22 protein-coding genes are annotated in these 26,538 nt (G+C 69.6%); 15 read left to right on the forward strand and 7 right to left on the reverse strand.

What is annotated here, in order from left to right; all coding sequences use genetic code 11:
* Positions 1-199 precede the first annotated feature (199 nt).
* From P7644_RS18365 to P7644_RS18405, 9 genes are all read left to right on the forward strand, one after another.
* Entirely contained in the window at positions 200-1,324 is a 1,125-nt protein-coding gene (locus P7644_RS18365; protein WP_404300685.1) for a flagellar basal body P-ring protein FlgI, read from the forward strand.
* Positions 1,324-2,259, forward strand: coding sequence for a flagellar assembly peptidoglycan hydrolase FlgJ (flgJ, locus tag P7644_RS18370; protein WP_404300686.1), 936 nt, complete (start codon positions 1,324-1,326; stop codon positions 2,257-2,259). Before P7644_RS18365 ends, flgJ begins: the two co-directional genes overlap by 1 nt.
* Before the next feature lie 17 nt (positions 2,260-2,276).
* Positions 2,277-4,298 (forward strand): flagellar hook-associated protein FlgK, encoded by a 2,022-nt coding sequence (flgK, locus tag P7644_RS18375; RefSeq protein ID WP_404300687.1) that lies wholly within the window; start codon positions 2,277-2,279, stop codon positions 4,296-4,298.
* A gap of 11 nt (positions 4,299-4,309) precedes the next feature.
* Complete coding sequence (flgL, locus tag P7644_RS18380) at positions 4,310-5,557, forward strand: flagellar hook-associated protein FlgL (RefSeq protein ID WP_404300688.1); 1,248 nt, start codon at positions 4,310-4,312, stop codon at positions 5,555-5,557.
* A 53-nt stretch (positions 5,558-5,610) separates the two neighbouring features.
* Positions 5,611-6,825 carry an HDOD domain-containing protein gene (locus P7644_RS18385; RefSeq protein WP_404300689.1) on the forward strand — a complete coding sequence of 405 codons (1,215 nt, stop codon included), beginning with the start codon at positions 5,611-5,613 and terminating at the stop codon, positions 6,823-6,825.
* Positions 6,826-6,867: 42 nt separating this feature from the next.
* Positions 6,868-8,277, forward strand: coding sequence for a sodium-dependent transporter (locus P7644_RS18390; RefSeq protein WP_404300690.1), 1,410 nt, complete (start codon positions 6,868-6,870; stop codon positions 8,275-8,277).
* Positions 8,278-8,558: 281 nt separating this feature from the next.
* A complete protein-coding gene (locus P7644_RS18395; RefSeq protein ID WP_404300691.1) occupies positions 8,559-9,158 on the forward strand; it encodes a LysE family translocator in 600 nt (199 codons plus the stop codon).
* The gene (locus tag P7644_RS18400) at positions 9,155-10,087 is read left to right on the forward strand and encodes a DMT family transporter (protein WP_404300693.1); all 933 of its coding nucleotides are present in this window, start codon (positions 9,155-9,157) and stop codon (positions 10,085-10,087) included. The genes P7644_RS18395 and P7644_RS18400 overlap by 4 nt, the downstream gene beginning before the upstream one ends.
* Before the next feature lie 122 nt (positions 10,088-10,209).
* The gene (locus tag P7644_RS18405) at positions 10,210-11,397 is read left to right on the forward strand and encodes a PLP-dependent aminotransferase family protein (protein WP_404300694.1); all 1,188 of its coding nucleotides are present in this window, start codon (positions 10,210-10,212) and stop codon (positions 11,395-11,397) included.
* Between the two features lie 133 nt (positions 11,398-11,530).
* Here P7644_RS18405 and P7644_RS18410 read toward each other — a convergent pair whose 3' ends face one another.
* The gene (locus tag P7644_RS18410) at positions 11,531-12,724 is read right to left on the reverse strand and encodes a diguanylate cyclase domain-containing protein (protein ID WP_404300695.1); all 1,194 of its coding nucleotides are present in this window, start codon (positions 12,722-12,724) and stop codon (positions 11,531-11,533) included.
* Between the two features lie 76 nt (positions 12,725-12,800).
* Positions 12,801-13,628, reverse strand: coding sequence for a creatininase family protein (locus P7644_RS18415; RefSeq protein WP_404300696.1), 828 nt, complete (start codon positions 13,626-13,628; stop codon positions 12,801-12,803).
* 110 nt (positions 13,629-13,738) lie between these two features.
* On the opposite strand from P7644_RS18415, the gene P7644_RS18420 reads away from it, so the two are divergent.
* Positions 13,739-15,937 carry a protein-disulfide reductase DsbD family protein gene (locus tag P7644_RS18420; RefSeq protein WP_404300697.1) on the forward strand — a complete coding sequence of 733 codons (2,199 nt, stop codon included), beginning with the start codon at positions 13,739-13,741 and terminating at the stop codon, positions 15,935-15,937.
* 1 nt (position 15,938) lies between these two features.
* Here the strand turns inward: P7644_RS18420 and P7644_RS18425 are convergent, their stop codons facing one another.
* A complete protein-coding gene (locus P7644_RS18425) occupies positions 15,939-16,970 on the reverse strand; it encodes a formylglycine-generating enzyme family protein (protein ID WP_404300698.1) in 1,032 nt (343 codons plus the stop codon).
* 113 nt (positions 16,971-17,083) lie between these two features.
* On the opposite strand from P7644_RS18425, the gene P7644_RS18430 reads away from it, so the two are divergent.
* The 3 genes from P7644_RS18430 (at position 17,084) to priA (ending at position 21,978) form a co-directional block, all read left to right on the forward strand.
* The gene (locus tag P7644_RS18430) at positions 17,084-18,106 is read left to right on the forward strand and encodes a peptidoglycan-binding protein (protein ID WP_404300699.1); all 1,023 of its coding nucleotides are present in this window, start codon (positions 17,084-17,086) and stop codon (positions 18,104-18,106) included.
* A gap of 28 nt (positions 18,107-18,134) precedes the next feature.
* Complete coding sequence (gene hemE / locus P7644_RS18435) at positions 18,135-19,253, forward strand: uroporphyrinogen decarboxylase (RefSeq protein ID WP_404300700.1); 1,119 nt, start codon at positions 18,135-18,137, stop codon at positions 19,251-19,253.
* Between the two features lie 616 nt (positions 19,254-19,869).
* Positions 19,870-21,978, forward strand: a complete 2,109-nt coding sequence (priA, locus tag P7644_RS18440) for a primosomal protein N' (protein WP_404300701.1) — start codon at positions 19,870-19,872, stop codon at positions 21,976-21,978.
* 52 nt (positions 21,979-22,030) lie between these two features.
* On the opposite strand, the gene P7644_RS18445 is transcribed toward priA, so the two are convergent.
* On the reverse strand, positions 22,031-22,912 hold the full coding sequence (locus P7644_RS18445; RefSeq protein ID WP_404300702.1) for a LysR family transcriptional regulator: 882 nt from the start codon (positions 22,910-22,912) through the stop codon (positions 22,031-22,033).
* A gap of 118 nt (positions 22,913-23,030) precedes the next feature.
* Here P7644_RS18445 and P7644_RS18450 point away from each other — a divergent pair, with 118 nt between their 5' ends.
* Both P7644_RS18450 and P7644_RS18455 read left to right on the forward strand, forming a co-directional pair.
* Positions 23,031-23,465, forward strand: a complete 435-nt coding sequence (locus tag P7644_RS18450) for an ABC transporter substrate-binding protein (RefSeq protein ID WP_404300703.1) — start codon at positions 23,031-23,033, stop codon at positions 23,463-23,465.
* A 50-nt stretch (positions 23,466-23,515) separates the two neighbouring features.
* Positions 23,516-24,208 carry a Bax inhibitor-1 family protein gene (locus P7644_RS18455; protein WP_404300704.1) on the forward strand — a complete coding sequence of 231 codons (693 nt, stop codon included), beginning with the start codon at positions 23,516-23,518 and terminating at the stop codon, positions 24,206-24,208.
* A 54-nt stretch (positions 24,209-24,262) separates the two neighbouring features.
* Here P7644_RS18455 and P7644_RS18460 read toward each other — a convergent pair whose 3' ends face one another.
* The 3 genes from P7644_RS18460 to P7644_RS18470 are packed head-to-tail and all read right to left on the reverse strand — an operon-like array spanning position 24,263 to position 26,510.
* A complete protein-coding gene (locus P7644_RS18460; protein ID WP_404300705.1) occupies positions 24,263-25,063 on the reverse strand; it encodes a ChbG/HpnK family deacetylase in 801 nt (266 codons plus the stop codon).
* On the reverse strand, positions 25,060-25,476 hold the full coding sequence (locus tag P7644_RS18465) for a GtrA family protein (protein ID WP_404300706.1): 417 nt from the start codon (positions 25,474-25,476) through the stop codon (positions 25,060-25,062). The genes P7644_RS18460 and P7644_RS18465 overlap by 4 nt, the downstream gene beginning before the upstream one ends.
* Positions 25,473-26,510 carry a glycosyltransferase family 2 protein gene (locus tag P7644_RS18470; protein ID WP_404300707.1) on the reverse strand — a complete coding sequence of 346 codons (1,038 nt, stop codon included), beginning with the start codon at positions 26,508-26,510 and terminating at the stop codon, positions 25,473-25,475. Before P7644_RS18470 ends, P7644_RS18465 begins: the two co-directional genes overlap by 4 nt.
* Between the last annotated feature and the right edge of the window lie 28 nt (positions 26,511-26,538).

The raw sequence follows: 26,538 nt of genomic DNA on the forward strand, positions 1-26,538 counted from the left end.
GGGAAAGACGGGGATGGGGGCCGGAGCGCCGGCATCTTGCCGGCATTCCAGTTCAACCATCGCTGGCCCCCACCCCTGCCCGCCCCCAGCGGGGGAGGGAGTGAAAGGCCGCGCAGACGATTCCAGGGCTTGGATAAGCCGGCCCAAGCCCCCTCTTTTCACGCTTTAGTTTCGGCCATGGCAGCCCACAATCGGCGCCATGAAAGCCTTGCCCCCACTCCACATGCTGCATTGGTTCATGGCCCTGGTGCTGGCCCTGGGCCTGAGCGCACCGGCACAGGCGCTGCGCATCAAGGAAGTGGCGGCCGTGCAAGGCGTGCGCAGCAACCAGCTGTCGGGCTACGGCCTGGTGGTGGGCCTGGACGGCACCGGCGACCAATCCACGCAAATGCCATTCACGGCCCAGGCCATGAGCAACTACCTGCAGCAGATGGGCATCTCCCTGCCGCCGGGCGCGGGCACGCCCCAGCTCAAGAACGTGGCCACGGTGGTGGTCACGGCGCAGCTGCCGGCCTTTGCCCAGCCGGGACAGACGATCGACGTGGCCGTGTCCTCCATTGGCAACGCCAAGTCGCTCAAGGGCGGCACGCTGATCGCCACGCCGCTGCGCGGTGCCGACGGCCAGATCTACGCCCTGGCCCAGGGCAATCTGGTGGTGGGCGGCGCCGGCGCCGCCGCCGGCGGCTCCAAGGTGCAGATCAACCACCTCAGCGCCGGGCGCATCCCCGATGGCGCCCAGGTCGAGCGCAGCGTGCCCACGCCGCTGCACGACGGCGACAGCATCACCCTGGACCTGAACGCCACGGACTTTCAAACCGCACGCAAGGTGGCGCTGGCCATCAACGCCCGTGCCGGCCAGGGCGTGGCCACCGCGCTCAACGGCCGCACCGTGCAGGTGCGCGCGCCCCAGGAGCCGGACGCACGCGTGGCCTTCATTGCCGAGCTCGAAGAGCTGCAGCTGCCCGACTCCACGCCCGCCGCCAAGGTGGTCATCAACGCGCGCACCGGCTCCATCGTGCTGAACCAGGCCGTGACGCTGGGGCCCTGCGCCATCGCCCACGGCAACCTGTCCATCACCATCAGCAGCACGCCCGTCATCAGCCAGCCCAACCCGCTGTCGCTGGGCCAGACCGTGGTGGCGCAAAAGAGCGACATCACCATTCAGCAGGACGGCGGCAAGGTGATGCAGGTGCCGGCTTCGCCGCAGCTGTCGGACGTGGTGCGCGCACTCAACGCCCTGGGCGCCACCCCGCAGGATCTGCTGGCCATACTGCAGGCCATCAAGGCGGCGGGCGCGCTGAATGCCGAGCTGGAGGTGATTTGATGAGCTTCGCCCTGTCCAGCGCCAGCACGAGCACCGCGCGCCAGGCGCTGGCCGTGGACGGGCGCTCGCTGAATGCCCTGAAGTTCCAGGCCGTCCAGGGCGATGCGCAGGCGACCCAGGGCGCCACGCAGGAGGCGGCCAAGCAGCTCGAATCGCTGTTCATGCGCGAGCTCATCAAGAGCATGCGCGAGGCAACCATGAAGTCCGGCCTGCTGGACGGCGCCGAGGGCAACCTGGCGAACGACCTGTTCGACCAGCAGCTGTCGGTGCAGATGTCGGGCCGGCCGGGCGGCCTGTCCGAGGCCATACAGCGCCAGCTGTCCAAACAACTCGGCGGCGACGGCGAGACCGCCCTCGTGCCCGGCTCCACCCTGGGCCTGGACGCCGCGCTGCGCAAGAGCGCCCCGGCGGACAACCCGCGCGCGCGCGGCCCCAAGGGGCGCGACGATTTCGTGCAGCACCACCGCGCCGCCGCCGAGCGCGTGGCGCAGAGCAGCGGCATCCCGGCCAGCTTCATGCTGGGCCAGGCGGGGCACGAGACCGGCTGGGGCAAGAGCGAGATCCGCAACAAGGACGGCAGCAACGCCTTCAACCTGTTCGGCATCAAGGCCGGCAAGGGCTGGAGCGGCAAGGTGGCCGAGGTAACGACCACCGAGTACATCAACGGCGCGCCGCGCAAGGTGGTGGCCAAGTTCCGCGCCTACGACTCCTACGAGGACTCGTTCAAGGACTACGCGCGCCTGATCAACGACAACCCGCGCTACGAGAAGGCGCGCGCCAAGACCCATTCGGCCGTGGCCTACGCCTCCGAGCTGCAAAAGGCCGGCTACGCCACCGACCCGCAATACGCCACCAAGCTCAGCCGCGCCATCCAGAGCACCGTGGGCGTGGCGCGCTCGCCCCTGCTGGCCCGGGCCAGCGGCACGCAGGCCTGATGACAAGGCACTGAACCATGAGCCTGCTCAACGTCGGCGCACGCGCCCTCCTCGCCAACCAGGTGGCCCTGCAGACCACGGGGCACAACATCGCCAACGTGGGCACGGCCGGCTATTCGCGCCAGAGCGTGTCCATGGAGACGGTGCCCGGCCAGTTCACGGGCGCCGGTTTCGTCGGCAAGGGCGTGAACGTGGCCACCATCCTGCGCAACCACAACGAACTGCTCACGCGCCAGGCGGCCGCGGCCCAGGCGGTGCAGGCGGCCGACACGGTGCGCACCGAGCGCTTTGCGCAGCTGCAGAACGTCTTCAGCGGCGGCCCCAGCGGGCTGGGCAGCGCCATCAACGACATGCTCAACTCGCTGGGCGACGTGGTGAGCGCCCCCACCGACCTGACGGCGCGCACCGTGACGCTCGCGCGCATGGACGAGACGGCCGCGCGCGTGCGCTCGTCGGCCCAGCAGTTGCAGGAGATCACCTACTCGGTGGGCGAGCAGCTGCGCAACAACGCCACCACCATCAACGACCTGGCCAAGGGCATTGCCAACGTCAACGAGCAGATCGCCCGCGCCATGGGCGGCGGCCACGCGCCCAACGACCTGCTGGACAAACGCGACCAACTGATCCGCGAGCTGAACCAATACATCCAGACCACGCAGGTCCCGGCCGGCGACGGCACCGTGGGCATTTTCATCGGCGGCAGCCAGGCTCTGGTGCTGGGGCAGCAGGCCTCGACGGTCTCGGTGGGCGAATCGAAGCTGTTTCCGGGCAGCCAGCAGATGGCGCTGTTCTTCAACCGCCAGGGCGCTGAGCCGCTGGAGCTCGGCGAGGGCACGCTCGGCGGCGGCGAAACCGCGGGCCTGCTGAAGTTTGCCAACCACGACCTGGCCGAGGGCCGCAACCTGCTGGGGCGCATGGCGCTGGCCATCGGCACGGCGATGAATTACCAGCAGTCCATGGGGCTGACGCTCGATGGCCAGCGGGGTAAGCCGCTGTTCAATACCCCGGCCGCGGTCGATGGCCTGACCAGCGGCTCGGCCAAGGGCAGCATCGACCTGAGCGACCCGAGCAAGTTCAAGCCCACAGAGCTAGTCGCATCCGACTACGAGGTGCGCTTTACCACGCCGCCAGCCGGCCAGGTGGTGCGTCTGTCCGACGGCAAGGCCACGGACTTTACCGATCTGAACAACCTGCGGCTCGCACCGATTGACGGTCTAACATTTGACTTCACAGCGGCCGGCCAGGCTGGCGAGCGCGTGCTGTTCAGACCCTTTGCCACGGCCGCAGCCGACATGCAGGCCCTGGTGCATTCGCCACGCGAGCTGGCCGCCGCCAGCCCGGTGAATGCACAGATGGGCAAGGGCAATGGCGGCACGCTGCAGTTGGCAGGGCTGAAAGCCACCGGGCAGCACTGGGACCCGGCACTCAACAACCTGAATGGCGGTGTTTACGCCGATGGAAATTTCTACTCCACACCATCCAGCGCCCCGGTAACGCTGACCTTTGATGGCACCGGCGGCTTCGAGCTCACGGGCCACACCGAAGACCCGATAGACATGTCTCTCTCCCCGCCCGAGCCGCTGACGGGTCCGCCGTACAGCTACACCTCAGGGCACAAGATCTCCATCGACGGCTGGGAGATCACGCTGCAGGGCTCGCCCAAGGCGGGCGACACGGTCACCGTGGGCAACGCCACGGATCCGCTGCACGGCGACATCTACACCCGCAACGCCGGCAATGCCGGGGCACTGATGCAGCTGCGCGACGTGAAGATGTTTGACGAATCCACCCTCTCCGACGGCTACGCCGGCCTGATGGCCCAGGTGGGTACCCGGGCGCAAAGCGCACAGTACGCGGCCAAGTTGTCGGAATCCATTGCGCACAATCTGGAGGCCGACCGCACCGCCGTCTCGGGCGTGAACCTGGACGAGGAGGCTGCCAGGCTCATCCAGTACCAGCAGTCCTACCAGGCCGCGGCCAAGGTGCTGCAGATTGCGCAGAACATTTTCGACAACCTGATCCAGTCCATGGGCCGCTGAAAGGACTTGACATGAGCAGCTCGTTTTTCCGCGTCAGCACCGCCAACATGTATGACGGCGCCATCCGCAACCTGGGGGCGCGCCAGAGCCAGCTGGTGGGCCTGCAGGAGAACCTCAGCTCCGGCAAGCGCGTGGTGCGCGCCAGCGACGACCCGGTGGCCGCGGCGCAGGCCGAGCGCGCCCTCACGCGCATGGAGCGCATCAAGACCGAGCAGCGCCAGCTGGAAAGCCAGCGCAATGCCATGGCGCTGGCCGAGTCCACCCTGGGCGACGCGGTCGAAATGGTGCAGCAGATGCGCGAGCTGATGGTGGCCGCCGGACGCGGCGGGCAAACCAGCAACGATCGCAACACCTACGCCACCCAGCTGCAAAGCCTGCGCGACCAGATGCAGGAAATCATCAACCGCAAGGACACCAACGGCCAGCCCCTGCTGGGCGCGCTGGGCAGCGCGCTGCAGCCCTTTGCCGGGGCGCTGCAGTTCGACGGCCTGCCCGGGCAGGCCGGTAGCAGCGGTACGGCCATTGCCGGCAGCGTGGACGGACATGCGGCACTGATGTTCGACCCGGTGCGTGACGGCGTTTACGACGCCAAGGTCACACACGCCCCGGGCAGCACGCTGAGCAGCACCCCGGCGCAGACATTCAACCGCTCTCTGATGGACGGCGCCAGCTATCAGCTGGATATCAACAGCGTCACCGTGGATCCGACAGACGGCAGCACCACGGTCGATTACACCCTGACCAAAACCGACAAAGACGGCAGCATCTTCGCCGACATTTTCACCAGCGCCCCCACCCCGCCGGGGCAGGCGATTGCCATCGACATCATGGAAGGCGCGGACAAGGTCATGTCCTTTGGGCTCAAGGGCACGCCCGTACAGTTCGACCAGGTCACCCTGACCCCCAGCCCCGGCCTGATGCAGTCGATCGACGCCGCCATCCAGGGCCTGAAGCAGGCCGGCAATGACGCCTCGGGCAGCCAGGTGGTGACGCAGGCGCTGGCGCACATGGATGCCGGCCTGGAGCGCCTGTTTACCGTGCGCGGCTATGCCGGCGAGCTGCTCAACCGCGCCGACCGCATCACCGGCGACCAGGACACGCGCGCCGTCCAGCTGGAAGCCGACCGCTCGCGCGCCGAGGATCTGGACATGGTCAAGGGCATCTCGGAGTTTCAAAATGCCAACATCGGCTACGAGGCCGCCCTCAAGTCCTACGCCCAGGTGCAGCGCCTGTCGTTGTTCAACTACATCAACGGCTAGCGCCGCGCCGGCATGACAATGTCAATCTTTGCCACGATGCTTGAACCCGCCCCATGGTCCAATCCGTTCTAGGCAGCCTGGTACTGGGCTACCGGCCCCTGTGGAACGCCGCGCGCAAGCTCGCCGGCGTGCAGCTGTACGTGCACGGCCACGGCTCTCAGCTGGTGGACGCGGCGCACCTGCTGCGCACCATCCAGGAGCTGTGGAGCGCGGCCTCGCCCCCGCTGCTGCTGGCGCCACGCTCGCAGCAACTGCTGCTGGACCTGCTGGCGCACGCGCCGCGCGGCGCGCCGTGGATCGAGGTGCCGGGCGACTGGCTGTCCGCGCCCGCCATCCGCGAGGCCGTGGAAAAGGCCCATGGCCGCGGCCTGCGCCTGGTCTGGCGCGGCCCCTTCCACCACCTGCCGGACGCCGACACCGCGCGGCTGTTTGACAACAGCCTGCTGCAGCTGTCCGGGGGCGACGCGATGGCGGCGCTGCAGGCCGCCGTCGCCGAGCAGCGCAGCCCCCTGATCGCCGGGCAGATGTACGACAACATCGCCAGCCGCGCGCTGCTCACGCATTGCCTGGGCCAGGGCGGCGCCCTGGCCGTGGCCGGCTGGCCCATGGAGGACGTGCTGCACGCCCTGCGCCACCAGCCGCTGCAGCCCGCGCACGAGGTGGTGCAAAGGCTCCTGAAGGCCATCGACGACGAGCAGTCCATCGACCGCTTCGAGCAGATCCTGGGCGAAGACCCGCTGCTGGCCTACCGCTTCATGACCTACACCAACTCCGCGGCGCTGGGCCTGCGCACCGGGGTGGACTCGCTGCGCCGCGGCCTGGTGATGATGGGCTACGGCTCGCTCTCGCGCTGGCTGGCGGAACAGTTGCCGCACGCCAGCACCGAGCCCGACCTGCGCCCGATACGCTTGGCCATGGTGCTGCGCGCACGCCTGACCGAGGAGCTGCTCGAATCCGGCGTGGGCAAGGACCTGCGCGGCGAGGTGTATCTGAGCGGCCTGTTCTCGCAGCTCGACGAGCTGCTGCGCGAGCCCCTGGGCAGCATCTTGCGCCGCCTGCCGCTGTCCGAGCGCATCTTCAACGCCACCGTGCTGCGCACCGGCGCCTATGCCCCCAGCCTGGAGCTGGCCTGCGCACTGGAGAGCGAGGACGCCGGCGCCATAGTCCAGCTGTGCGAGGCGCACGAGCTGGAGCTTGAATACGTCAACCGCGCCCTGCTGCGCGTGCTGTCCGAACTGGCCGTGGAGCGGCCCGCTGCGCACCATTAGGCTTGCAACACCCGCACCAAGGGCGCAAGGAGCTATCAAATCATGAGCACATCCGGCTCTTCCGGCCCCGCCCATACCGCCTCCCCCAACGCCGGCGCAACGCGCGGCGGCTTTTCCTCCGGCCTGGGCGTGCTGGCCGCCACCCTGGGCTCGGCCGTGGGCCTGGGCAATATCTGGAAGTTCCCCACCCTCACCGGCGCCAACGGCGGTGCCGGCTTTCTGCTGGTCTACCTGCTCTCGACACTGCTCATCGGCCTGCCGCTGATGGTGGCCGAGATCGCCATCGGCCGCCAGGCGCGCGCCAACCCCATCTCGGCGCTGCGCCAGCTCAGGCCCCATGGCGCGCCCTGGTGGCTGATAGGCATGGCGGGCATGGCGGCGGCGTTCCTGATCCTGTCGTTCTACTCCGAGGTCGTCGCCTGGGTGTTTGCCTATGTCGCCAAGGCCCTCACGGGCGGCCTGCTATCGAGCGACCCGGCGCAGACGCAGGCGAGCTTTGACGCCCTGGTCACCGACCCGGTGCAGTCGCTGGTCTGGCAATGGGTGGTGCTGGCCTTCATAGGCGGCATCCTGCTGCTGGGCGTCACGCGCGGCATCGAGGCGGCGACGAAGAAACTCATGCCGCTGCTGTTCCTGCTGCTGCTCCTGCTGTGCGGCTACAGCCTGACGCTGCCGGGCAGGGCCCAGGCGCTGGCCTTCCTGTTTGCGCCCGAGTGGCACAAGATCACGCCCGCCGTGGTGCTCACGGCCATGGGGCTGGCGTTCTTCAAGCTGTCCATCGGCATGGGCACGATGATGACCTACGGCAGCTACTTCACGGCCAGCCAGAACATCCCCGCCACCGCCACGCGCGTCATGCTGGCCGACCTGTCGGTGTCGCTGCTGGCCGGCATGGCCATCTTCCCGGCGGTATTCAGCTTCGGCTTTACGCCATCGGCCGGGCCGGCTCTGGTGTTCATCACCATTCCCGCGGTGTTCGCGCAGATTCCGGGCGGGCAGGTGCTATTGGCGGTGTTCTTCATCCTCACCGCCATCGCCGCCACCGGCGCCATGCTCTCCCTCATGGAGGTGCCGGTGGTCATCCTGCACGAGCGCTGGGGCCTGACGCGGCCCAGGGCCACGCTGCTCACGCTGCTGGTGCTGGTGCTGCTGGGCGCGGGCTGCGCTTTAAGCCAGAGCACGCTGGCGCAGTTCCGGCCCGGTGGGCGCACGCTGTTCGACTGGGCCGACCACCTCTCCTCCAACCTGCTCCTGCCCGCGGGCGGCATCGCCATCGCACTCTTCGTCGGCTGGGCCTGGGGCGAACGCGCGTTCGCCGCGCAGCTGTCGAACCACGGCGAGCTGGGCAACCGCGCCCTGGCCCGGCTGCTGTGCCTGCTGCTGCGCTGGGTCACGCCCGCGTTGATCCTGCTGGTCATGCTGGCGGGGCTGGGGGTGTTTTCCGGCGCGTGACGGCGCGGCATGGCCCGCGCCAGCGACACGCTGCGGCCATGGATTCCCGCCTTCGCGGGAATGACGATGCGCAGAGGAGTGCCTCTGAGACAGGTCCCTGGCCCGCCATTTTCATCATCAACGAGCGGTTGCGCACATCACTCCATAAAAAGCGGTGCCGACCTATGCCCTCTGGGCGAGGGAGCTCAAGGCCGCGCGGCCGGTCGCGTTGCCCCTTTGGACATGGCCAAGCCTTTTTTTCACTACAGTGCTGCCTTTTACCCCGCAACCTGCCGCCCCCCATGCCCCTGGTTGAATTCACCGCCCTGCTGGTCCTGGCCAGCGCCATGAGCTTCACGCCCGGCCCCAACACCACGCTGTCCACGGCGCTGGCGGCCAACCGCGGCCTGCCCGCGGCCATGCGCTTCGTGCTGGCCGTGCCCGTGGGCTGGTGCGCGCTGCTGCTCTTGTGCGCGCTCGGGCTGGGCGCCATGGTGCTGGCCGTGCCGGCGCTGCGCTGGGCCATCAAGGCCGTGGGCATTGGCTACCTGCTGTGGCTGGCGCTCAGGCTGGCGCAGTCGGGCCGGCTGTCCGAGGCCGACGCGGCGCGCCTGTCGGTGGGCTTCTGGCAGGGCGCGGCCCTGCAGTTCGTGAACATCAAGGCCTGGCTGCTGGCGCTGACCATCGTCGCCGGCTGGATCGTGGGGCGAGACGACCAGCTGCAGCGCCTGGCCGTGGTGCTGCCGGTGATGACGGCCTTCGCCTTTGCCAGCAATTTCACCTATGCCGCCATGGGCGCGCTGCTGCGCCACTGGCTGGCCCAGGGGCGGCGCCTGCTGTGGTTCAACCGCGCCATGGCGCTGGTGCTGGTAGCCACGGCGCTGTGGATGGTGGCGGCATGAGCGCCCCCGCCACCGTCCGGGGTGGGCACCCCGCGCACCGGGCCGAAACCCTGGGCCTGTGGCTCGGCGTGCTGGGCGTGGCGATCTTCGCCGTCACCCTGCCCGCCACGCGGCTGGCCACCGGCACGGCCGAGCAGCCCCAGCTCTCGCCCTGGTTCGTCACGCTGGGGCGCGCGGCGCTGGCGGGGCTGCTGTCGGCCGCGTTCCTGCTCGTCACGCGCTCGCCGCGCCCGCAGCCGCAGCAGTTCAAGCACCTGGGCTGGGCCGTGCTGGGCAACTTGCTGGGCTACCCGCTGCTGCTGGCGTATGCGCTGCGCAGCGTCACGGCCAGCCACGCGGCGGTGGTCACGGCGCTGCTGCCGCTGGTGACGGCGGGCGTGGCCGCGCTGGTGCTGCACCAGCGCGCACGCCTGGGCTTCTGGGTCTGCGCGGTGCTGGGCAGCGCGCTGGTGGTGGCGTTTTCGCTGCTGCGCGGCTGGCAGCAGGGCCATGGCTTCAGCCTGGAGGCGGCCGACGCGCTGCTCGTGGGCGCGGTGGTGGCGGCCTCGGTGGGCTATATCCACGGCGCGCGCATCACCCCCGCGCTGGGTGCCGAGCGCGTGATCTGCTGGGTCTGCCTGCTGGCGCTGCCGGCCACCCTGCCGGCCACGCTGTGGCTGTGGCCCACGCAGCCCGTGGCGCCCTCGGCCTGGGGCGGATTCCTGTACGTGGGCGTGTTCTCGATGTGGGCCGGCTTCTTCGCCTGGTACCGTGGGCTGGCCCTGGGCGGCGCGCTGCGCGTGAGCCAGACGCAGCTGCTGCAGCCGTTCTTCTCGATCCTGGCGGCGATCCCGCTGCTGGGCGAGCCGCTGGACATGGTGACGCTGGGATTTGCCGTGGCGGTGGTGGCCACCGTGGCCATTGGCAGGCGCATGCCGGTAGAGAATTGAGCTTGCGTTATGCTGCGCGCGCAGTCCCCTATCCGCGGGACCGCGCAACGCCGCACAACGGCATTTTTTTTTGAGCAGATGGATGGCGCACTACCCCTTGCGCGCCTTTTGGAGATGAACCCATGACGAACTGGACCCTGGCGGCACGCGCCGCAAAGATGAATCCCTCGGTGATCCGCGAGATCCTGAAGGTGACCGAAAAGCCCGGCATCATCAGCCTGGCGGGCGGCCTGCCCTCGCCCAAGACCTTCCCGGTGCAGGAATTCGCACAGGCCTGCGCCACCGTGCTCTCGCATGACGGCCAGTCGGCCCTGCAGTACGCCGCCAGCGAGGGCTATCCCGCGCTGCGCGAGGCCGTCGCCAAGTGGCTGCCCTGGGACGTGGACCCGGCCCAGGTCCTGATCACCACCGGCTCGCAGCAGGGCCTGGACCTGGTGGCCAAGGTGCTGGTCGACGCGGGCAGCCGCGTGCTGGTGGAGACGCCCACCTACCTGGGCGCGCTGCAGGCCTTCACGCCCATGGAGCCGCACATCGTCAGCGTGGCCAGCGACGACGAGGGCCCGCTGGTGGAGGACTTCGTGGCCCAGGCCGGCAGCGGCACGGACCGCGCGCGCTTCATGTACCTGCTGCCCAACTTCCAGAACCCCACCGGCCGCACCATGAGCGAGGCGCGCCGCGCGGCAATCTCGGCCAAGGCGGCCGAGCTGGGCATTCCGCTGATCGAGGACAACCCCTACGGCGACCTGTGGTTCGACCAGCCCCCGCCCGCGCCCCTGACGGCGCGCAACCCCGAGGGCTGCATCTACCTGGGCAGCTTTTCCAAGGTGCTGGCACCGGGCCTGCGCCTGGGCTATGTGGTGGCGCCCAAGGCGATCTATCCCAAGCTGCTGCAGGCCAAGCAGGCGGCCGACCTGCACACGCCCAGCTTCAACCAGCGCATCGTCGCCGAGGTGCTCAAGGACGGCTTCCTGGAGCGCCATGTGCCCACCATTCGCGCGCTCTACAAGCAGCAGCGCAACGCCATGCTGGCCGCGCTGGAGCGCGAAATGGCCGGCCTGGGCGTGCGCTGGAACAGCCCGGCCGGCGGCATGTTCCTGTGGCTGCGCCTGCCCGAGGGCATGAACGCCACCCTGCTGCTGCCCAAGGCCGTGGAGCGCAACGTGGCCTTCGTGCCCGGCGCCGCCTTCTATGCCGACCACGGCGACCAGCGCACGCTGCGCCTGTCGTTCGTGACGGCCAGCGCCACGCAGATCGACACCGGCATCGCCGCGCTGGCGGCGACCATCCGCGAGCATCTTCCGCAGGCATAAGCCACGGGCGATAGGCGCTTTTACTTTAATAGCACTCGGCACAGCCATAGCCGGCGCTATGGCGTGCATTTGCAACAATGAACGGTGGCATTTTGGCGTGCGAGGCGGGCCTAGGGGAACGCCACTCGGCCTCTCACGCCTGAAGCGCCTCCTCCCAGCTGCAGCGGTCGCGCCCGCTGTTCTTGGCCTCGTAGAGCATCTGGTCGGCGCGCGCGTACAGCGTTTGCGCCCGGTCGTCCGGGCGCAGCATGGCCCCGCCCACGCTCACCGTGACCACCGGCGCCACCGTCGAGGCCCCATGCGGCAGGGCGCGCTGGCGCACGCCGGCCACCAGGCTCTGGCCCAGGGCCCGGGCATGGTCGGCGCTGCTGCCGTAGAGCAGCACGGCAAACTCCTCGCCGCCGACGCGCGCCGCGATGTCCAGCGGCCGGCCGATGCAGGCCAGTGCCACCTGCGCCACCTGCTGCAGCACCGCGTCGCCCTGCAGATGGCCCTGGCTGTCGTTGTAGCTCTTGAAACAGTCCACATCCATGAGCAGCAGCGCCAGCGGCTGGCCCTCGCGCTGCGCCTGGGCCATGACCTGCTGGATGTGGTGGTTGAACATGCGGCGGTTGTAGAGCCCGGTGAGCGCGTCGCGCATGGCCAGCCAGTGCGCGTCGCCGCGGTGCAGGAACTGCTCGCGCCGCTGGTACTCGCGCCAATAGGCGGCCAGGCCGAACAGCAGCGCCGACAGCGCCAGCTCCACATCCAGGCGCCACATCTGTGCCGCCACCTCGGGCAGCGGCGCGGTCCAGGCCAGGGCCGCGACACAAGCCAGGTACAGCAGCGCCACCAGCAGCTGCGCCCACAGGCTGATGGCAAACGGCAAAAACAAGCCCAGCATGACCACCACCAGAACGGTCGTCTCATGCGGCACGCCCAGCAGCTTGTAGACATAGACGGCAAAGGCCGCGCCACAGCTGAACGTGACTCCCATTACCGTCAGGGTGGCCCGCAGCACCCGCATGGGGCAGCGCCACAGCGCGCAGCCCAGAACCAGCAGGTTTGCCGCCGTGCCGGCGGCGCGCACCGCACGCAAGGGCACGAGCAGCGCTCGTTGCCGTGCATCGAGCAGCGCGGCATCGATGCGCCACAGGTCGAACAGCCAGTAGCCAGCCCACAGCACCAGGCAAATCGCAGCAAACCACAGCACGCGCCGATACTCGTTGTCGCTGCAGTAGGCGCGGTACTCGGCCTCCAGCGCCGGGCCGAAGCGCAGCCAGCGGAAACCCTGGCGCAACTGCTGCGCGTACTGCGTGGAGGATGCGAGCAAGGGAAGCTGCTGCATTGGGGGCATTTTGTGGGTTTATCTCAAGAGGCAGTTGTACCACCGCCTCACCGCCGGCCGCCTGGGCACCTTCCCTTCAAGAAGGCTTGGACACCAGCGTGGTCAACGGCAGCGCGTGCAGTTCGGCGAGCAGCTGCGCCAGCGCCTCAGCCGCCGCCTGCACCACGGCGCGGCCGCGCTCGGCCGTGGCGGCCGCGGCGTTGCCCACGGCGCCCGCGGGGTGGTAGTCCTCCATCGCCCAGCCCATCTTGGCGCTCTTGCCATTGCCCAGGATGGGGTAGCGCTCGGCGCGGTCCTGCGAGGTGGAGCGCCAGTCGCGCGCATGCTCCATGTGCACCAGTTCGGGCGCCAGGTGCAGCATCATCGAGGTCTCGATCTCTCCGCCATGGATGCCGAAGCGGTGTTCGCGGGCGCTGAACTGCGCGCTCACCGCCTCGGGCAGCGGCAGGCTGAACCAGCTGCTGCCGTAGACCAGCAGGCCGCAGCGCTGGCGCAGCTCGCGCGCCACGATATCCATGGCGCCCAGGTTGCCGCCATGGCCGTTCAGCAGCAGCAGTTTCTTGATGCCCGTGCGCGCCACGCACTCGCCCAGCTCGCACCACAGCGCGATCAGCGTGGCGGGCGACAGCGTCAGCGTGCCGGGGTACGAGCAGTGCTCGGTGGACAGGCCCAGGCTCTGCGGCGGCAGGAACAGCACCGGCAGCTCGGCGGGCAGCAGCGGCAGCGCCGCGTCCATCACACCCTGCAGCAGCGTGGCATCCACCGAGAGCGGCAAGTGCGGCCCATGCTGCTCCACGGCCGCCAGCGGCAGCACGGCCACGGTTTGCGCGGCCAGGCCCCAGTTGCGGGCCTCGGCAAAGTCACGCGTGGAAAGTTCGGCCCAGAAACGCGAGGGGTATGACATGGGCCTTATGGTATCCATGTGAGCCCCCCCGCTACCATTGGGCGCGACGTGGCGCCCCGAAGGAACCACGAAGGAACCAAATACCCGCCCCGCCGCTCCCACACTGCGCCATGTTCCACCGACTCCTGCGGCACGCCCTGCCCACTCTTCTTTTAATAGCTGCCAGCGCCCTACCCCTGGGTGCCAGCGGCCAAATTCAACTCAAATCGGCAGCAACCGTCGGCAATGTGGTGACCACGCCCCAGGTGCGCGCCGAGCTGGTGGCCCAGGCGCCCGAGGGCGTGGGCCCGGGCCGGCCGCTGCAGCTGGGCCTGCTGCTCACGCACGCCCCCGACTGGCACAGCTACTGGAAGAACCCCGGCGACTCGGGCCTGCCCACGCGGCTCGAATGGCAGCTGCCGGCGGGGCTGGACGCGGGCGAGATCGCCTGGCCCATCCCCAGGAAGATCCCCATAGGCCACCTGGCCAACTACGGCTACGAGGGCCAGGTGCTGCTGCCCGTGCCCGTGGCCGTGTCGCCCGCCTTCAACCCCGGGCCTCTCGCCAAGGAGGTGACGCTGCGCCTCAAGGCCTCGTGGCTGGTGTGCCGCCAGGAATGCATTCCCGAGGACGGCGAATTCACGCTGCAGCTGCCCATAGAGGGCACGACAGCCATACACGCCGCGGCCTTTGACGCCGCCGCCAAGGCCCATCCCGCGCCGCTGCCGGCGCAGGACGGCAGCGGCGCGCGCGTGGACGGCAATGCCCTGCTGCTGCGCGTGGCCGGCCTGCCCGCCCTGCTCCAGGGCAGGCCGCTGGAGGTCTTCCCCGAAACCAGCGGCGTGGTGGAAACCGCCGCCACCCCCAGCCAGCAATGGGACGGCGCCGTCTGGACCGCGCGCCTGCCGCTGGCGCGCGACCGCAGTGAAGGCCCCGAGCCCCTGCCCGTGGTGCTGGCCCATGGCGGCCAGGGCTGGCGCGCCGATCTGCCCGTAGAAGGCGGCTGGCCCGCGCTGGCGCCGCTGGCCGGCATGTCGCCGGCGCTGGAAGCCGCCCTCAAGGCCAACGCCGCCAACGCGCCCGTCCCGCCCCCCGGCCCCACCCCTGCGCCTCTGGCCACCTGGCTGCTGGCGCTGGCCGGCGCGCTGCTGGGCGGCATCATCCTCAACCTCATGCCCTGCGTGTTCCCGGTGCTGGCCATCAAGGTGGTGGGCTTTGCGCGCCATGCGCAAGACCGGCGCGCGCACCGCGTGAGCGGCCTGGCGTACACCGCCGGCGTGCTGCTGTCGTTCCTGCTGCTGGGCGCGCTGATGCTGGCCCTGCGCGCCGCGGGCGAGGCCGTGGGCTGGGGCTTTCAGCTGCAGTCGCCGGCCGTGGTGGCGTCCCTGGCCGCGCTGTTCACGCTGATCGCGCTGAACCTGGCCGGCCTGTTCGAGTTCCGCGCCATGCTGCCCCAGTCGCTCGCCGGCCTGCAGGCGCGCCACCCGGTGCTGGACTCGTTCCTGACCGGCGTGCTGGCCGTGGCCGTGGCCTCGCCCTGCACGGCGCCGTTCATGGGCGCGTCGCTGGGCCTCACCGCCACGCTGCCGGCCGCGCAGGCCCTGTCCATCTTTGCCGCGCTGGGCCTGGGCCTGGCCCTGCCGTATCTGCTGGCCAGTTGGCTGCCCGGCTTTGCGCGCCTGCTGCCGCGCCCCGGCGCGTGGATGGACACGCTGCGCCGCCTGCTCGCCTTCCCCATGCTGGCCACCGTGGTCTGGCTGGTGTGGGTGCTGGGCCAGCAAAGCGGCATCAACGGCGCGGCGGCCCTGCTGGCGCTGCTGGTGCTGCTGGCCATGGCCGTGTGGGCGCTGACGCTGCGTGGCATGAGCCGCGCCGTTATTGCTCCGCTTTCAATAGCTGCTTGCGCTTGGCTGCTATGGGCCTGGGGCCCAAAAGTCATTGAAATAGAGCCCCACCCCACGGCCACGGCCGCCGCCGCCCCGGCGGGCGCGTCGGCCTGGCAGCCCTGGCGCCCCGGCCTGTCCGACGAGCTGCTGGCCCAGGGCCGGCCGGTGTTCGTGGACTACACCGCCGCCTGGTGCGTGACCTGCCAGTACAACAAGAGCACCACCCTGGCGCGGCCCGAGGTGCTGGCCGAGCTGGCCGCCAAGGGCGTGACCCTGCTGCGCGCCGACTGGACGCGCCGCGACAGCGCCATCACCGCCGCCCTGGCCCAGCTGGGCCGCAGCGGCGTGCCGGTCTACGTGCTGCACGCCCCGGGCCGCGCGCCCGTGGTGTTCTCCGAGATCCTGAACGCCGACGCGCTGCGCGCCGCCGTGGCCGCGCTCTGACTTACCGGCGCGGGCGGCGCTCAGGCGGCGCCTCGATCTCGCGCACCAGCCGCACGCCCACCAGGGTGTAGCGCGTCTGCGGCGTGTTCCAGTTGCGGAACGCGCAGCGCGCATACAGCGGCCAGGTGTGCCAGGAGCCGCCGCGGCGCACGCGCACCTGGCCCCGGGCCGGCCCCTGCGGATCGTCACGCGGAGAGTGCGCGTAGCCATCCTCGGCATGCCAGTCCGCCACCCATTCCCACACATTGCCGACCATGTCCTGCACGCCGAAGGCGTTCGCCGCGTAGCTGCCCACGGGCGCGGTGAAGGCGTGGCCGTCATGCCCCGGCGCGGCCTGGGCCTGCCAGCGCGGCCAGTGGGGCGCGGCGTCCTGGTCGAACACATTCGCGTGGCGCGTCAGCAGCGCCGCATCGTCGCCATGCGGGTAGCGCGTGCGCGTGCCGGCGCGGCAGGCGTATTCCCACTCGGCCTCGGTGGGCAGGCGGTAGCGCCGGCCCTCGGTGGCCGACAGCCAGGCGGCCAGCGCGTGCGCGTCGTGCCAGGTGATGTTGACCACCGGGTGGTCCTCGCCCTGGGCAAAGCCGGGGTTGTGCCAGGAGTAGCGCGCATCGCGCCCCTCGAACGCATCGCCGCGCGCGCTCTGGGCGCTGTCGTAGTCCGGGTTGTAGCCATAGCCGCCCGTACCGTCGGCCTCGGACTCGGGCACATAGCCCGAGGCCTGCACGAAGCGGCGGAACTGCCCCAGCGTCACCTCGGTGCGGCCCAGGTAGAAGGCGCGCGTGATGCGCACGCGGTGCGCCGGCGCCTCGTCGGCCAGCTGCTCCAGGCGCCGGCGCTCCAGGCCCGGAAAGGCGCGCGCCAGCGCCTCGGGCGCCTCGCTGCTGCCCATGAGAAAGCTGCCCGGCGCGATGCGCACGAAGGGCATGCCCAGCGAATTCACCCACGCGCGCGGAGCCGGCTGCGCCAGCGCGGGCAGGCCTGCCAGGGCGGCCAGCAGGGCCAGAGCCAGGGATCGGGCCGGGGTGTGGGCCATAGGCACTCCAGGAATGCGCGAAAGGAAAGGCAGTGTAGAGCCAGCCCCCGCCGCCACCCACCCCACGCCGGGGCAGGACCATCCGCGCGCGCGGCTTCGGGATAATCGCGGCCATGTTCTTGCCGCTGCGCCCACGCCCCCTGCTCGCCGCCTTCTTCGGGCTGGGTTTTGTCCTGTCCTTGCCGGCCCGGGCCGGCTCCCCGCACGATGCCGCCGCGCCCCGCCCCTTCAGCCAGCCCGCGCCGCTGGTGCAGGAGCTGCGCTACAAAATGGAAAGCCCGCTGGTGCGCGAGCTGCAGGTGCGCCTGCGCCACGCCAAGTACCTGGCGCTGTATGACGTGGACGAGCGCTACGGTCTGAAGACGCGCGAGACGGTGCGCAAGTTCCAGCAGGACCATGGCCTGCCTGCCACGGGCGTGCTGGACCAGGCCACCTGGGACCAGCTGCTGCCCCGGTCGCACCAGCCCACGGCGGCCGAGCTGAACAACACCGACGTGGGGCCCTGGTTCACGGGTCCGAAACAGGCCGGCTATATCAAGGAGCTGCAGCACCGCCTGAAGCAGGCGGGGCATTACCAGGGCGCGATCGACGGCGAGTACCACGATGCCACGCAGCAGGCCATTGCCGGCTTTCGCACCCAGGTGGGCCTGCCGGCCAGCCAGGTGATGGACGAGCGCACCTGGACGCGCCTGATCGCCAAGACGCGCAACCCGCGCTACGCGCAGCTGTTCGAGCAGCCGCCGGCCAGCACCATGGAGCAGCAGCTGGACCCGCGCTGCGCCACGGGCCGGGTGGTGTGCATCTCGCGCGAGCAGAAGAAGATGTCGCTGGTGGTCGATGGCCGCCCGCTGTTCACGCGCGCGGCGCGCTTTGCGCGCCCGGGCTGGGAGAGCGACAAGGGCGAGTTCCGCATCTGGTACATGAACGCCGACACGGTTTCCACCATCTTTGGCGAGCGCACGCCCATGCCCTACGCCATCTTCTATGACAGGAACGTGGCCATCCATTACTCGGACGATTTCGACCAGGTGGGCTACGCGGGCGGATCGCACGGCTGCAGCCAGCTCAACGACTACCAGACGGCCAAGTGGCTGTACGAGCAGGTGAAGGTGGGGGACAAGGTGGTTGTCTATTGAGTCACCGAGGCTGCGACAATCGGCCCCCATGACAACCTCCTTTGCCCCCCTCGCCAACGACACCTTCCTGCGCGCCTGCCTGCGCCAGGCCACCGACTACACGCCCCTGTGGCTGATGCGCCAGGCCGGCCGCTACCTGCCCGAGTACAAGGCCACGCGCGCCCAGGCCGGCAGCTTCATGGGCCTGGCGACGAATGTGGACTACGCCACCGAGGTGACGCTGCAGCCCCTGGAACGCTTCCCGCTGGACGCCGCCATTCTGTTCAGCGACATCCTCACCGTGCCCGACGCCATGGGCCTGGGCCTGTCGTTCGCCGAGGGCGAGGGCCCGCGCTTTGCCAAGGCGATCCGCGACGAGGCCGACGTCGCCCAGCTGGCCGTGCCCGACATGGACCGGCTGCGCTATGTGTTCGACGCCGTCACCAGCATCCGCAAGGCTTTGAGTGGCCGCGTGCCGCTGATCGGCTTCTCGGGCAGCCCCTGGACGCTGGCCTGCTACATGGTCGAGGGCAAGGGCAGCGACGACTACCGCCTGGTCAAGACGCTGATGTACAGCCGCCCCGACCTGATGCACCGCATCCTGGCCGTGAACGCCGACGCCGTGGCGCAGTACCTGAACGCCCAGATCGACGCCGGCGCCCAGGCGGTGATGATTTTCGACAGCTGGGGCGGGGTGCTGGCCGATGGCTGCTTCCAGCAGTTCAGCCTGGAGTACACGCGCCGCGTGCTGGCGCAATTGAAGCGCAGCGGCGTCGATGGCCAGCCCGTGCCGCGCATCGTCTTCACCAAGGGTGGCGGCATCTGGCTGGAGGAGATGAAGGATCTCGATTGCGAGGTGCTGGGCCTGGACTGGACGGCCAACCTGGGCAAAGCGCGCGCCATCGTCGGCGGCAACGTGGGCGGCCCGGGCAAGGCGCTGCAGGGCAATATCGACCCGAATGTGCTGTTTGCCCCGCCCGAGATGGTGGCCGCACAGGCGCGCGCCGTGCTCGACAGCTTTGGCCAGCCGCACACCGACCGCACCACCACCGGCCCTACGCACATCTTCAACCTGGGCCACGGCATCAGCCAGCACACCCCGCCCGAGCATGTGGCGGCCCTGGTGGAGACGGTGCACGGCTACTCGCGCAGCCTGCGCCAGCGGTAAATACCCACTGACATCACACGCCCCGGACCGCCGACTTATGCACATTTGCGCCGGGGCGGCCATGGGGCGACAATGCCCCGCGCCCCATCCGCACCGCCCCTCGCACCAAAAGAAATGCGCACGTAAGTCATTGATTTATATACAACAAGCACCCATGCCGCTTTTGTGTGCAGGCTAAGCAAAGCCCGTGGTGACAAGGGCTTGCGGCGAAGACCCGGGGGATATCAACAAAGTTATCCACAGAAAATCTGGACTTCTACCAAATCCCCTGAAGAATCAATTACTTACGACCAAATGCGAAAGAAAAGTCCCGCCTGCGGCATTCCGCCTAGCATATTTTGAGGTGACACAAGGCTATTGACAGCGCAGTTGTACACATGTTTGGCGTAGCGGGCGGGTGCGCCAGCGCGCGGCTGGCGATAGCCGCCAGCGCACCGGCAAGACGACAAAGATCATTGATTCATATGGGGTTTTCCTTGGCATCAACAAAAAATGCGCTAGCACTGGAGCCCGCAGCCAAGAGGGCTGCGGCAGGGTTTGCGCGTTTTTTCAACAAAGTTATCCACAGAACGGGGCTTTTCTGTGGGCAAGGCTGTGGAGCCATGCCGGGCCAGCCATGAACCACGCCCCCGCCGCCCTGGTGCAGGTCGCCGTCAGCACCCCCGCCCACAGCGCCGTGGGCGACCTGCTGAGCTATTCCTGTGCCGAAGCCCTGGCACCGGGCACGCTGGTGCGCGTGCCGCTGGGCGCGCGCGAGGTGCTGGGCGTGGTCTGGGACGCGCCCGCCGCGCCCGCCGCCCTGCCCCCGGGCATGGCGCCGCGCCCTGTGGCGGGCGTGCTCGCAGGCATTGCCCCGCTCGATGCCGCCTGGCGCCGCCTGGTAGCCTTCACGGCGCGCTATTACCAGCGCGCCCTGGGCGAGGTGGCACTGGCCGCCCTGCCGCCGCAGCTGCGCGAGCTCAACCCCGAGCAGCTGGCGCGGCGCATGCGCCGCCCCGCGGCCGGAGGTGCCGCCGACGAGGCGGCTTCAACTATTGAATCAATAGCACTTAGCGCAGAACAGGCAAGCGCTGCAGCCCAAATAGATGCCCACCCCGGCCCCTTCCTGTTGTTCGGCAGCACCGGCAGCGGCAAGACCGAGGTCTATATGCACTGCGTGGCCCGGGCGCTGGCGGCCGGCCCCCAGGCCCAGGCGCTGGTGATGGTGCCCGAGATCAACCTCACGCCGCAGTTGCAGGCGCGCTTTGTGGAGCGCTTTGCGCCCCTGTATGGCGCGGCGGCGGTGGTCAGCCTGCACAGCGGCATGACCAACCCGCAGCGCCTGAAAAGCTGGCTCGCCGCGCACCAGGGCGCGGCGCGCATCGTGCTGGGCACGCGCATGGCGGTGTTTGCCAGCCTGCCGGGCCTCTCGCTCATCGTCGTGGACGAGGAGCATGACGCCAGCTACAAGCAGCAGGAGGGCGCGCGCTACTCGGCGCGCGACCTGGCGCTGTGGCGCGCGCGCGCGCAGGGCGCCAAGGTGATCCTGGGCAGCGCCACGCCGTCGCTGGAGAGCTGGCACGCGAGCAGCCCCGAGGTGGGCCGCTACCAGCGCCTGGAGATGCCCAGCCGCATCGGCGCGGGCGAGCTGCCGCGCCTGCGCCTGGTGGACATGGGCCAGCAGCCGCGCGGCGCCGTGTTCTCGCCGCCGCTCTTGGCGGCCATCACCGAACGCGTGCAGCGCGGCGAGCAATGCCTGGTGCTGCTCAACCGCCGGGGCTTTGCGCCCGTGCTGCACTGCCACGACTGCGGCTGGAAGAGCGACTGCCCGCACTGCAGCGCGCACCAGGTGTTCCACAAGATCGACCGCACGCTGCGCTGCCACCACTGCGGCATTGCCCAGCGCGTGCCGCGCGCCTGCCCGGGCTGCGGCAACCCCGACATCGCCCCCGTGGGCCGGGGCACGGAGCAGCTCGAAGAGCAGCTGGCCGCGCTGCTGCGCAACGTCATCACGCCCGAGCGCCGCGCCGCGCGCGTAGCGCGCATAGACGCCGACACCACCCGCGCCAAGGGGGCGCTGGAGGAACAGCTGGCCCAGGTGCACGCGGGCGAGGTGGACGTGCTGGTGGGCACGCAGATGGTGGCCAAGGGCCATGACTTCCGGCGCATCACGCTGGTGGCTGCGGTGCAGCCGGACGGGGCGCTGTTTTCCAGCGACTTTCGCGCGCCAGAACGCCTCTTTGCCCTGCTCATGCAGGCCGCGGGCCGCGCCGGGCGGGACGCGCGCTACGTCGCCGCCCAGGCGAGCGCGCCCGAGATGTGGCTGCAGACCTGGCACCCGGAACACGCCATCTACGCCGCGCTGCGCCGCCACGACTACCCGGCCTTTGCGGCCCAGCAGCTGGCCGAGCGCGCCGAGGCCGGCATGCCGCCCTTCGCCCACCAGGCCCTGGTGCGCGCCGACGCCCGCAGCCAGGAGGTGGCCCAGGCCTTTTTGCAGGCCGCGGCCGAGGCCGCGCGCGCAGCGCCGCTGCCGGGCAGCAGCCAAGTCTTCCTCTTCCCGCCCGTGCCCCTGGCCGTGCAGCGCGTGGCCAACGTGGAGCGCGCCCAGATGCTGCTGGAGAGCCCCGAGCGCGCCGCGCTGCAGCGCTTTCTGGCCGCCTGGCAGCCCCTGCTGCACGCCGAGCGCAGCCGCCACAAGGGGCTGGTGCGCTGGCTGGTGGATGTGGACCCGCAGGCGATCTGAGGGCGTGCTTAGATCGTATTCATGATCTTTTCATGGCGCCCGTTGCCCCGCATCACGCGCGCCGCAGCAGCTGCTGCACCAGGGGATGGACCACCTTGCGCTCCGTGCTGATGGCGTAGTAGTGCTCCTGTACCCCCTCGCAGGCCCCCAGCAACCTGACCTGGCTGCGCTCGAGCAATTGCTCTTGCGCCGCCAGCGCCGCCGGAAAAACGCCCAGGCCCGTGCTGCCAAAAGTTTCCAGCAAGGCGCTGTCCTCGATCTCCCCCACCACCCGCGGGCGCAGCCCCCTGTGCAGCAGCCAGCGGTCCAGCGGGCCGCGCACCACCGAATGCAGGGTAGGAAGCAACACCGGCACATCCTGCAGCGAGGCCGGAAACCCCGCCTGCGCCACGGCCCACCAGTGTGGCGAGCCGTACCAGCCGATGTCCGAGGCTCCCAGCGAATGGCTGTGCACCTTGAGCTGCAGGTTGGACGGCGCCGGGTGGTCGGTCAGCACCACATCGAGCTTGTGCAGAACCAGATCGGCCAGCAGGTCGGCCATTTCGCCATCGTCGCAGACCAGGCGCAGGTTGGCCACGCCCAGTATGGGCTGCAGCAGACGACGCACTTCCAGCTTGGGCAGGCCGTCGGCAATCCCCACCGCCAGCCGCACCGAAGGCGCCTGGACGGTGGCCAGCACCTGCCCCGGCAGCGCCTGGGACAACTGAAAGATGTGCTCTGCCTGTTGCAGCGCCACGGTGCCCGCCTCGGTCAATGCCAGCCCCCGCCCGGCCGGCCGCAGCAGCTGGCAGCCCAGGTCGCGCTCTAGCTCGCGCACCTGAGCACTCACGGTCTGCACCGCCATGTCCAGCCGCTCGGCGGCGCGCGACATGCTGCCCTCCTTGGCCACAACCCAGAAGTAGTACAGGTGGCGGTGGTTGAAGGCCAGGCTCATATTCTTGTTTTAAAGGAATGATGTTCATATATTTTCTACTTTTTCCGATGTATTGAAAGCCCTACATTCCAGGGCCGAACAAAACCGTTCGTCTTTCCCGAACCACAGGAGACCACCCATGCGTCCATCTTCATCCTTCCGTACCACGGCAGCCGCCGTGATTGCATTAACCATTGCCTCGCTGGCCGCGCCCTCGCTGGCCCACGCCAAGCGCCTGGGCGGCAGCAAGCCGCTGTTCAGCCGGGCTCCGGCCACGGCCCCCGCCACCCCTGCCAAGGCCCCTGCTGCGCCCGCAGCTGCCGCCACGCCAGCGGCCGCAGCGCCTGCGGCCGCCGGCCCCGGCCTGGGCTCCACCCTGGGCGCGGCCGTGGTGGGGGGGGTGGTGGGCTCCATGGCCGGCAGTGCGCTGGCGGGCAGCCTGTCGCCGGACAAGGAGGCCGCCAAGGCCAAGGAGGCCGAAGCCGCCGCAGCCGAAAAGGAAGCCCAGGACCTGCAGCGCAAGGCCGATGAGGCCAAGGCCAAGGCGGAAGCCGCCCGCGCGGCAGCCAAGTAGTACAGGCCCACGCTCCCGCTTGACTTATTCACTCATCTAAAGGTGACGCCATGAGCGAACACATTTACAGCTACGGTTCTTCCACGGGCGCCGTCTCGGGTGCCCAGCGCAACCAGGTGCTGCGCAACACCTACTGGCTGCTGGCGCTGTCTATGCTGCCGACCGTGCTCGGTGCCTGGGTCGGTGTCGCCACCGGCCTCACGTCCGCCCTGTCGCCGGGCATCGGCCTGGTGCTGTTCCTGGGCGGTGCCTTCGGCTTCATGTTTGCCATCGAGAAGACCAAGCACTCCGCGGCCGGCGTGCCGGTGCTGCTGGCCTTTACCTTCTTCATGGGGCTGATGCTCTCGCGCCTGGTCGGCAGCGTGCTGGGCCTGGCCAACGGCGCCGAGCTGATCATGGCTGCGTTTGCCGGCACCGGCCTGGTCTTTCTGGGCATGGCCAGCCTGTCCTCGGTCATCAAGCGCGACCTCTCGGCCATGGGCAAATGGCTCTTTGTCGGTGCCCTCTTGATCCTGGTTGCCGGCATTGCCAATGTGTTCCTGCAGTCCGGCGCGCTGATGATCACCATCTCGGTGCTGGCCGTCGGCATCTTCACGGCGTTCATCCTGCATGACCTCAAACGTGTACGCGACGGCCTGGAGACCAACTACATCACCGCTACGCTGGGCGTGTACCTGAGCCTGTTCAACGTATTCCAGGCACTGCTGATGCTGCTCGGCATCGGTGGCGGACGCGAGGAATAAAACCCGTAGGGTGTTTTGGGCACAAAACACCCTACCAGAAAGCGCAAATAGCTATTATTTTAATAGTAAACAACAACCCTGCCGCTCCAAGTCCCGCGCAAAGGCGTCGGACATCAGGTAGGCAAACTCCACCGGGCGCTGGCGGCCAATGGCGTCGCCCGGCACCTCACCCGCTGCGGGGTGGCACATGAGCAGGCTGCCGCCTCCCACCTGCCCCAGCCAGGCCTGCATGTGCGCGCCATAGGCCTCGGCGCTCGACGCGTCGAAACCGTAGACACCGCCGAAGCCCCGGTTCATGGCCACGCCGGCGCGGGCGAGCTGCCGCGTGCAGCTCCAGCCGCCCAGCAGGGCGATCACGGCGGCCTTGGGGTCGCGCCACAGTGCGCCCGCGGGGACCGTGGAGCGCACCCAGGGCATGGCGCGCCCGGCGTAGCGCGCCTGCAGCTCGGCCAGCAGGGCCTGGCGCACGCCGGGCAGCTGATGCACATGCTGATGGCCGTCGATGAAGTCGGGCGCGGCGCCCATGGCATCTTCGAAGGCGTCGAGCTGGGCGCGCCAGGCAGCGCGCAACCGCGCGGCGGACAGGCGGCGCGCGTAGGCCGCGGCCAGCAGCCGACCCAGCGGGCGCGCGCCATGGGCGCCGCCATGGCCCTCGGTCAGGTTGAAGTGCAGGCCGACCTGCAGGCGCGGGCGCAGGGGCAGGAGCAGCGGCGCGGCCGCGCGCCAGCGCGGCGCCGTGCTCATGCAGCTGGTGGCCGACAGGCGCCCGGCCTGGGCCAGGCGCAGCACGGCCTCATCGACCAGCGGATGCAGGGCAAAGTCGTCGGCGCACAGGATGAAGCCGCGGCGATTCATGCCGCGCGCGCCCTGAAGGCCCAGAACTTGGCCAGCACGAAGGTGGCCACGGCCACCAGCAACAGCACGCCCGCCAGGCTCCACAGGTAATGCCAGTGCAGCCATTGCAGGGCCAGGGCGTAGAGCAGCTCGTTGGCCGCGAACGACAGGCTGGCGACGGCGAAATAGCGCGCCACCACGGCCCAGCCGCGCGCGCGCGCGCCGGCGAAGGTGAGCAGCGCGTGGCCGTTGTAGCTGACGATGAAGGCCACCAGGAAGGCCTGCACGTTGGCGATGAGCGGCGCCATGGAGACGAGCTGCACCAGCAGCGCCACTACGGCCAGGTGCGTGGCCGCGGCGCAGCCGCCCACGAACACGAACTGCAGCGGCTGGGGCAGCAGCGCCAGGCGCCGGGCCAGGGGGGTGAGGCTCATGTGTCGCGCCAGGGGCTGTGGTCTTCGTCGCGCGCCACGAGGTAGCTGGGGCGCTGCTTGACCTCGTCGTAGATGCGGCCTATGTACTCGCCCAGGATGCCGATGGACATGAGCTGCACGCCCGAGAACAGCATGATGCCGGCGGCCAGCGTGGGCCAGCCTTCCATGTCGGTGCCATACAGCAGCGTCTCGAGCGTGATCCACGCGCCGTAGACCAGCGCCAGCAGGGCCACCAGGCTGCCGACCACGCTCCACACGCGCAGCGGCAGCGTGGTGAACGAGGTCAGGCCCAGCAGCGCCAGCGATCCCAGGCGGCGCATGCTGAAGCTGGTCTGCCCGCCGGCGCGGCCATGCGGCACGAAGGGCAGGGCCGCGGACTTGAAGCCGACCCAGGCATACAGGCCCTTCATGAAGCGGTTGCGCTCGGGCAGGGCCTTGAGCGCGTCGGCCACGCGCCGGTCCAGCCAGCGGAAGTCGCCGGCATTGGGCGGCACCTTGACCTGCTTGCCGGTGTTGATCAGGCGGTAGAACAGCCCCGTGCCCACGCGCTTGGTGCCGCTCTCGGCGCCGCGGTCGGCGATCACGCCGTAGACCATGTCGTAGCCGGCCAGCCACAGCTCGTGCATCTGGGGCAGCAGCTCCAGGGGGTGCTGGAAGTCGGCGTCGATGAGCAGCACGGCGTTGCCGCGCGCATGGGCGATGCCGGCCGACAGCGCCGCCTCCTTGCCGAAGTTGCGCGACAGCGCCAGGTAGCGCAGCGGCAGCTCGGCGGCCAGGCGCAGCGCGACCTCGTGCGTGGCGTCGCGGCTGCCGTCGTTGACGATGAGGATCTCGAAGTCGGGCGTGAGCCGCCCCACGGCCTGCACCAGGGCGCGCACGAAGGCTTCGAGGTTGCTCTCCTCGTTGTGCGCCGGCACCACGCAGCTCAAGCGCAGCGGCGCGCGCGGCAGCGCCGCCGGCGGCGCGGCCGGGGCGTACTCGGCGTGGTAGTCCGCGCGCGGCGTGACGCGGCAGGGGACAAGCGGTTCGGTCATGGCGCTTATTGTCCCAAGTCTTTTCCCA

The sequence above is a fragment of the Alicycliphilus denitrificans genome (genome assembly GCF_044792555.1).
GTDB lineage: Bacteria > Pseudomonadota > Gammaproteobacteria > Burkholderiales > Burkholderiaceae_C > Alicycliphilus > Alicycliphilus denitrificans_A.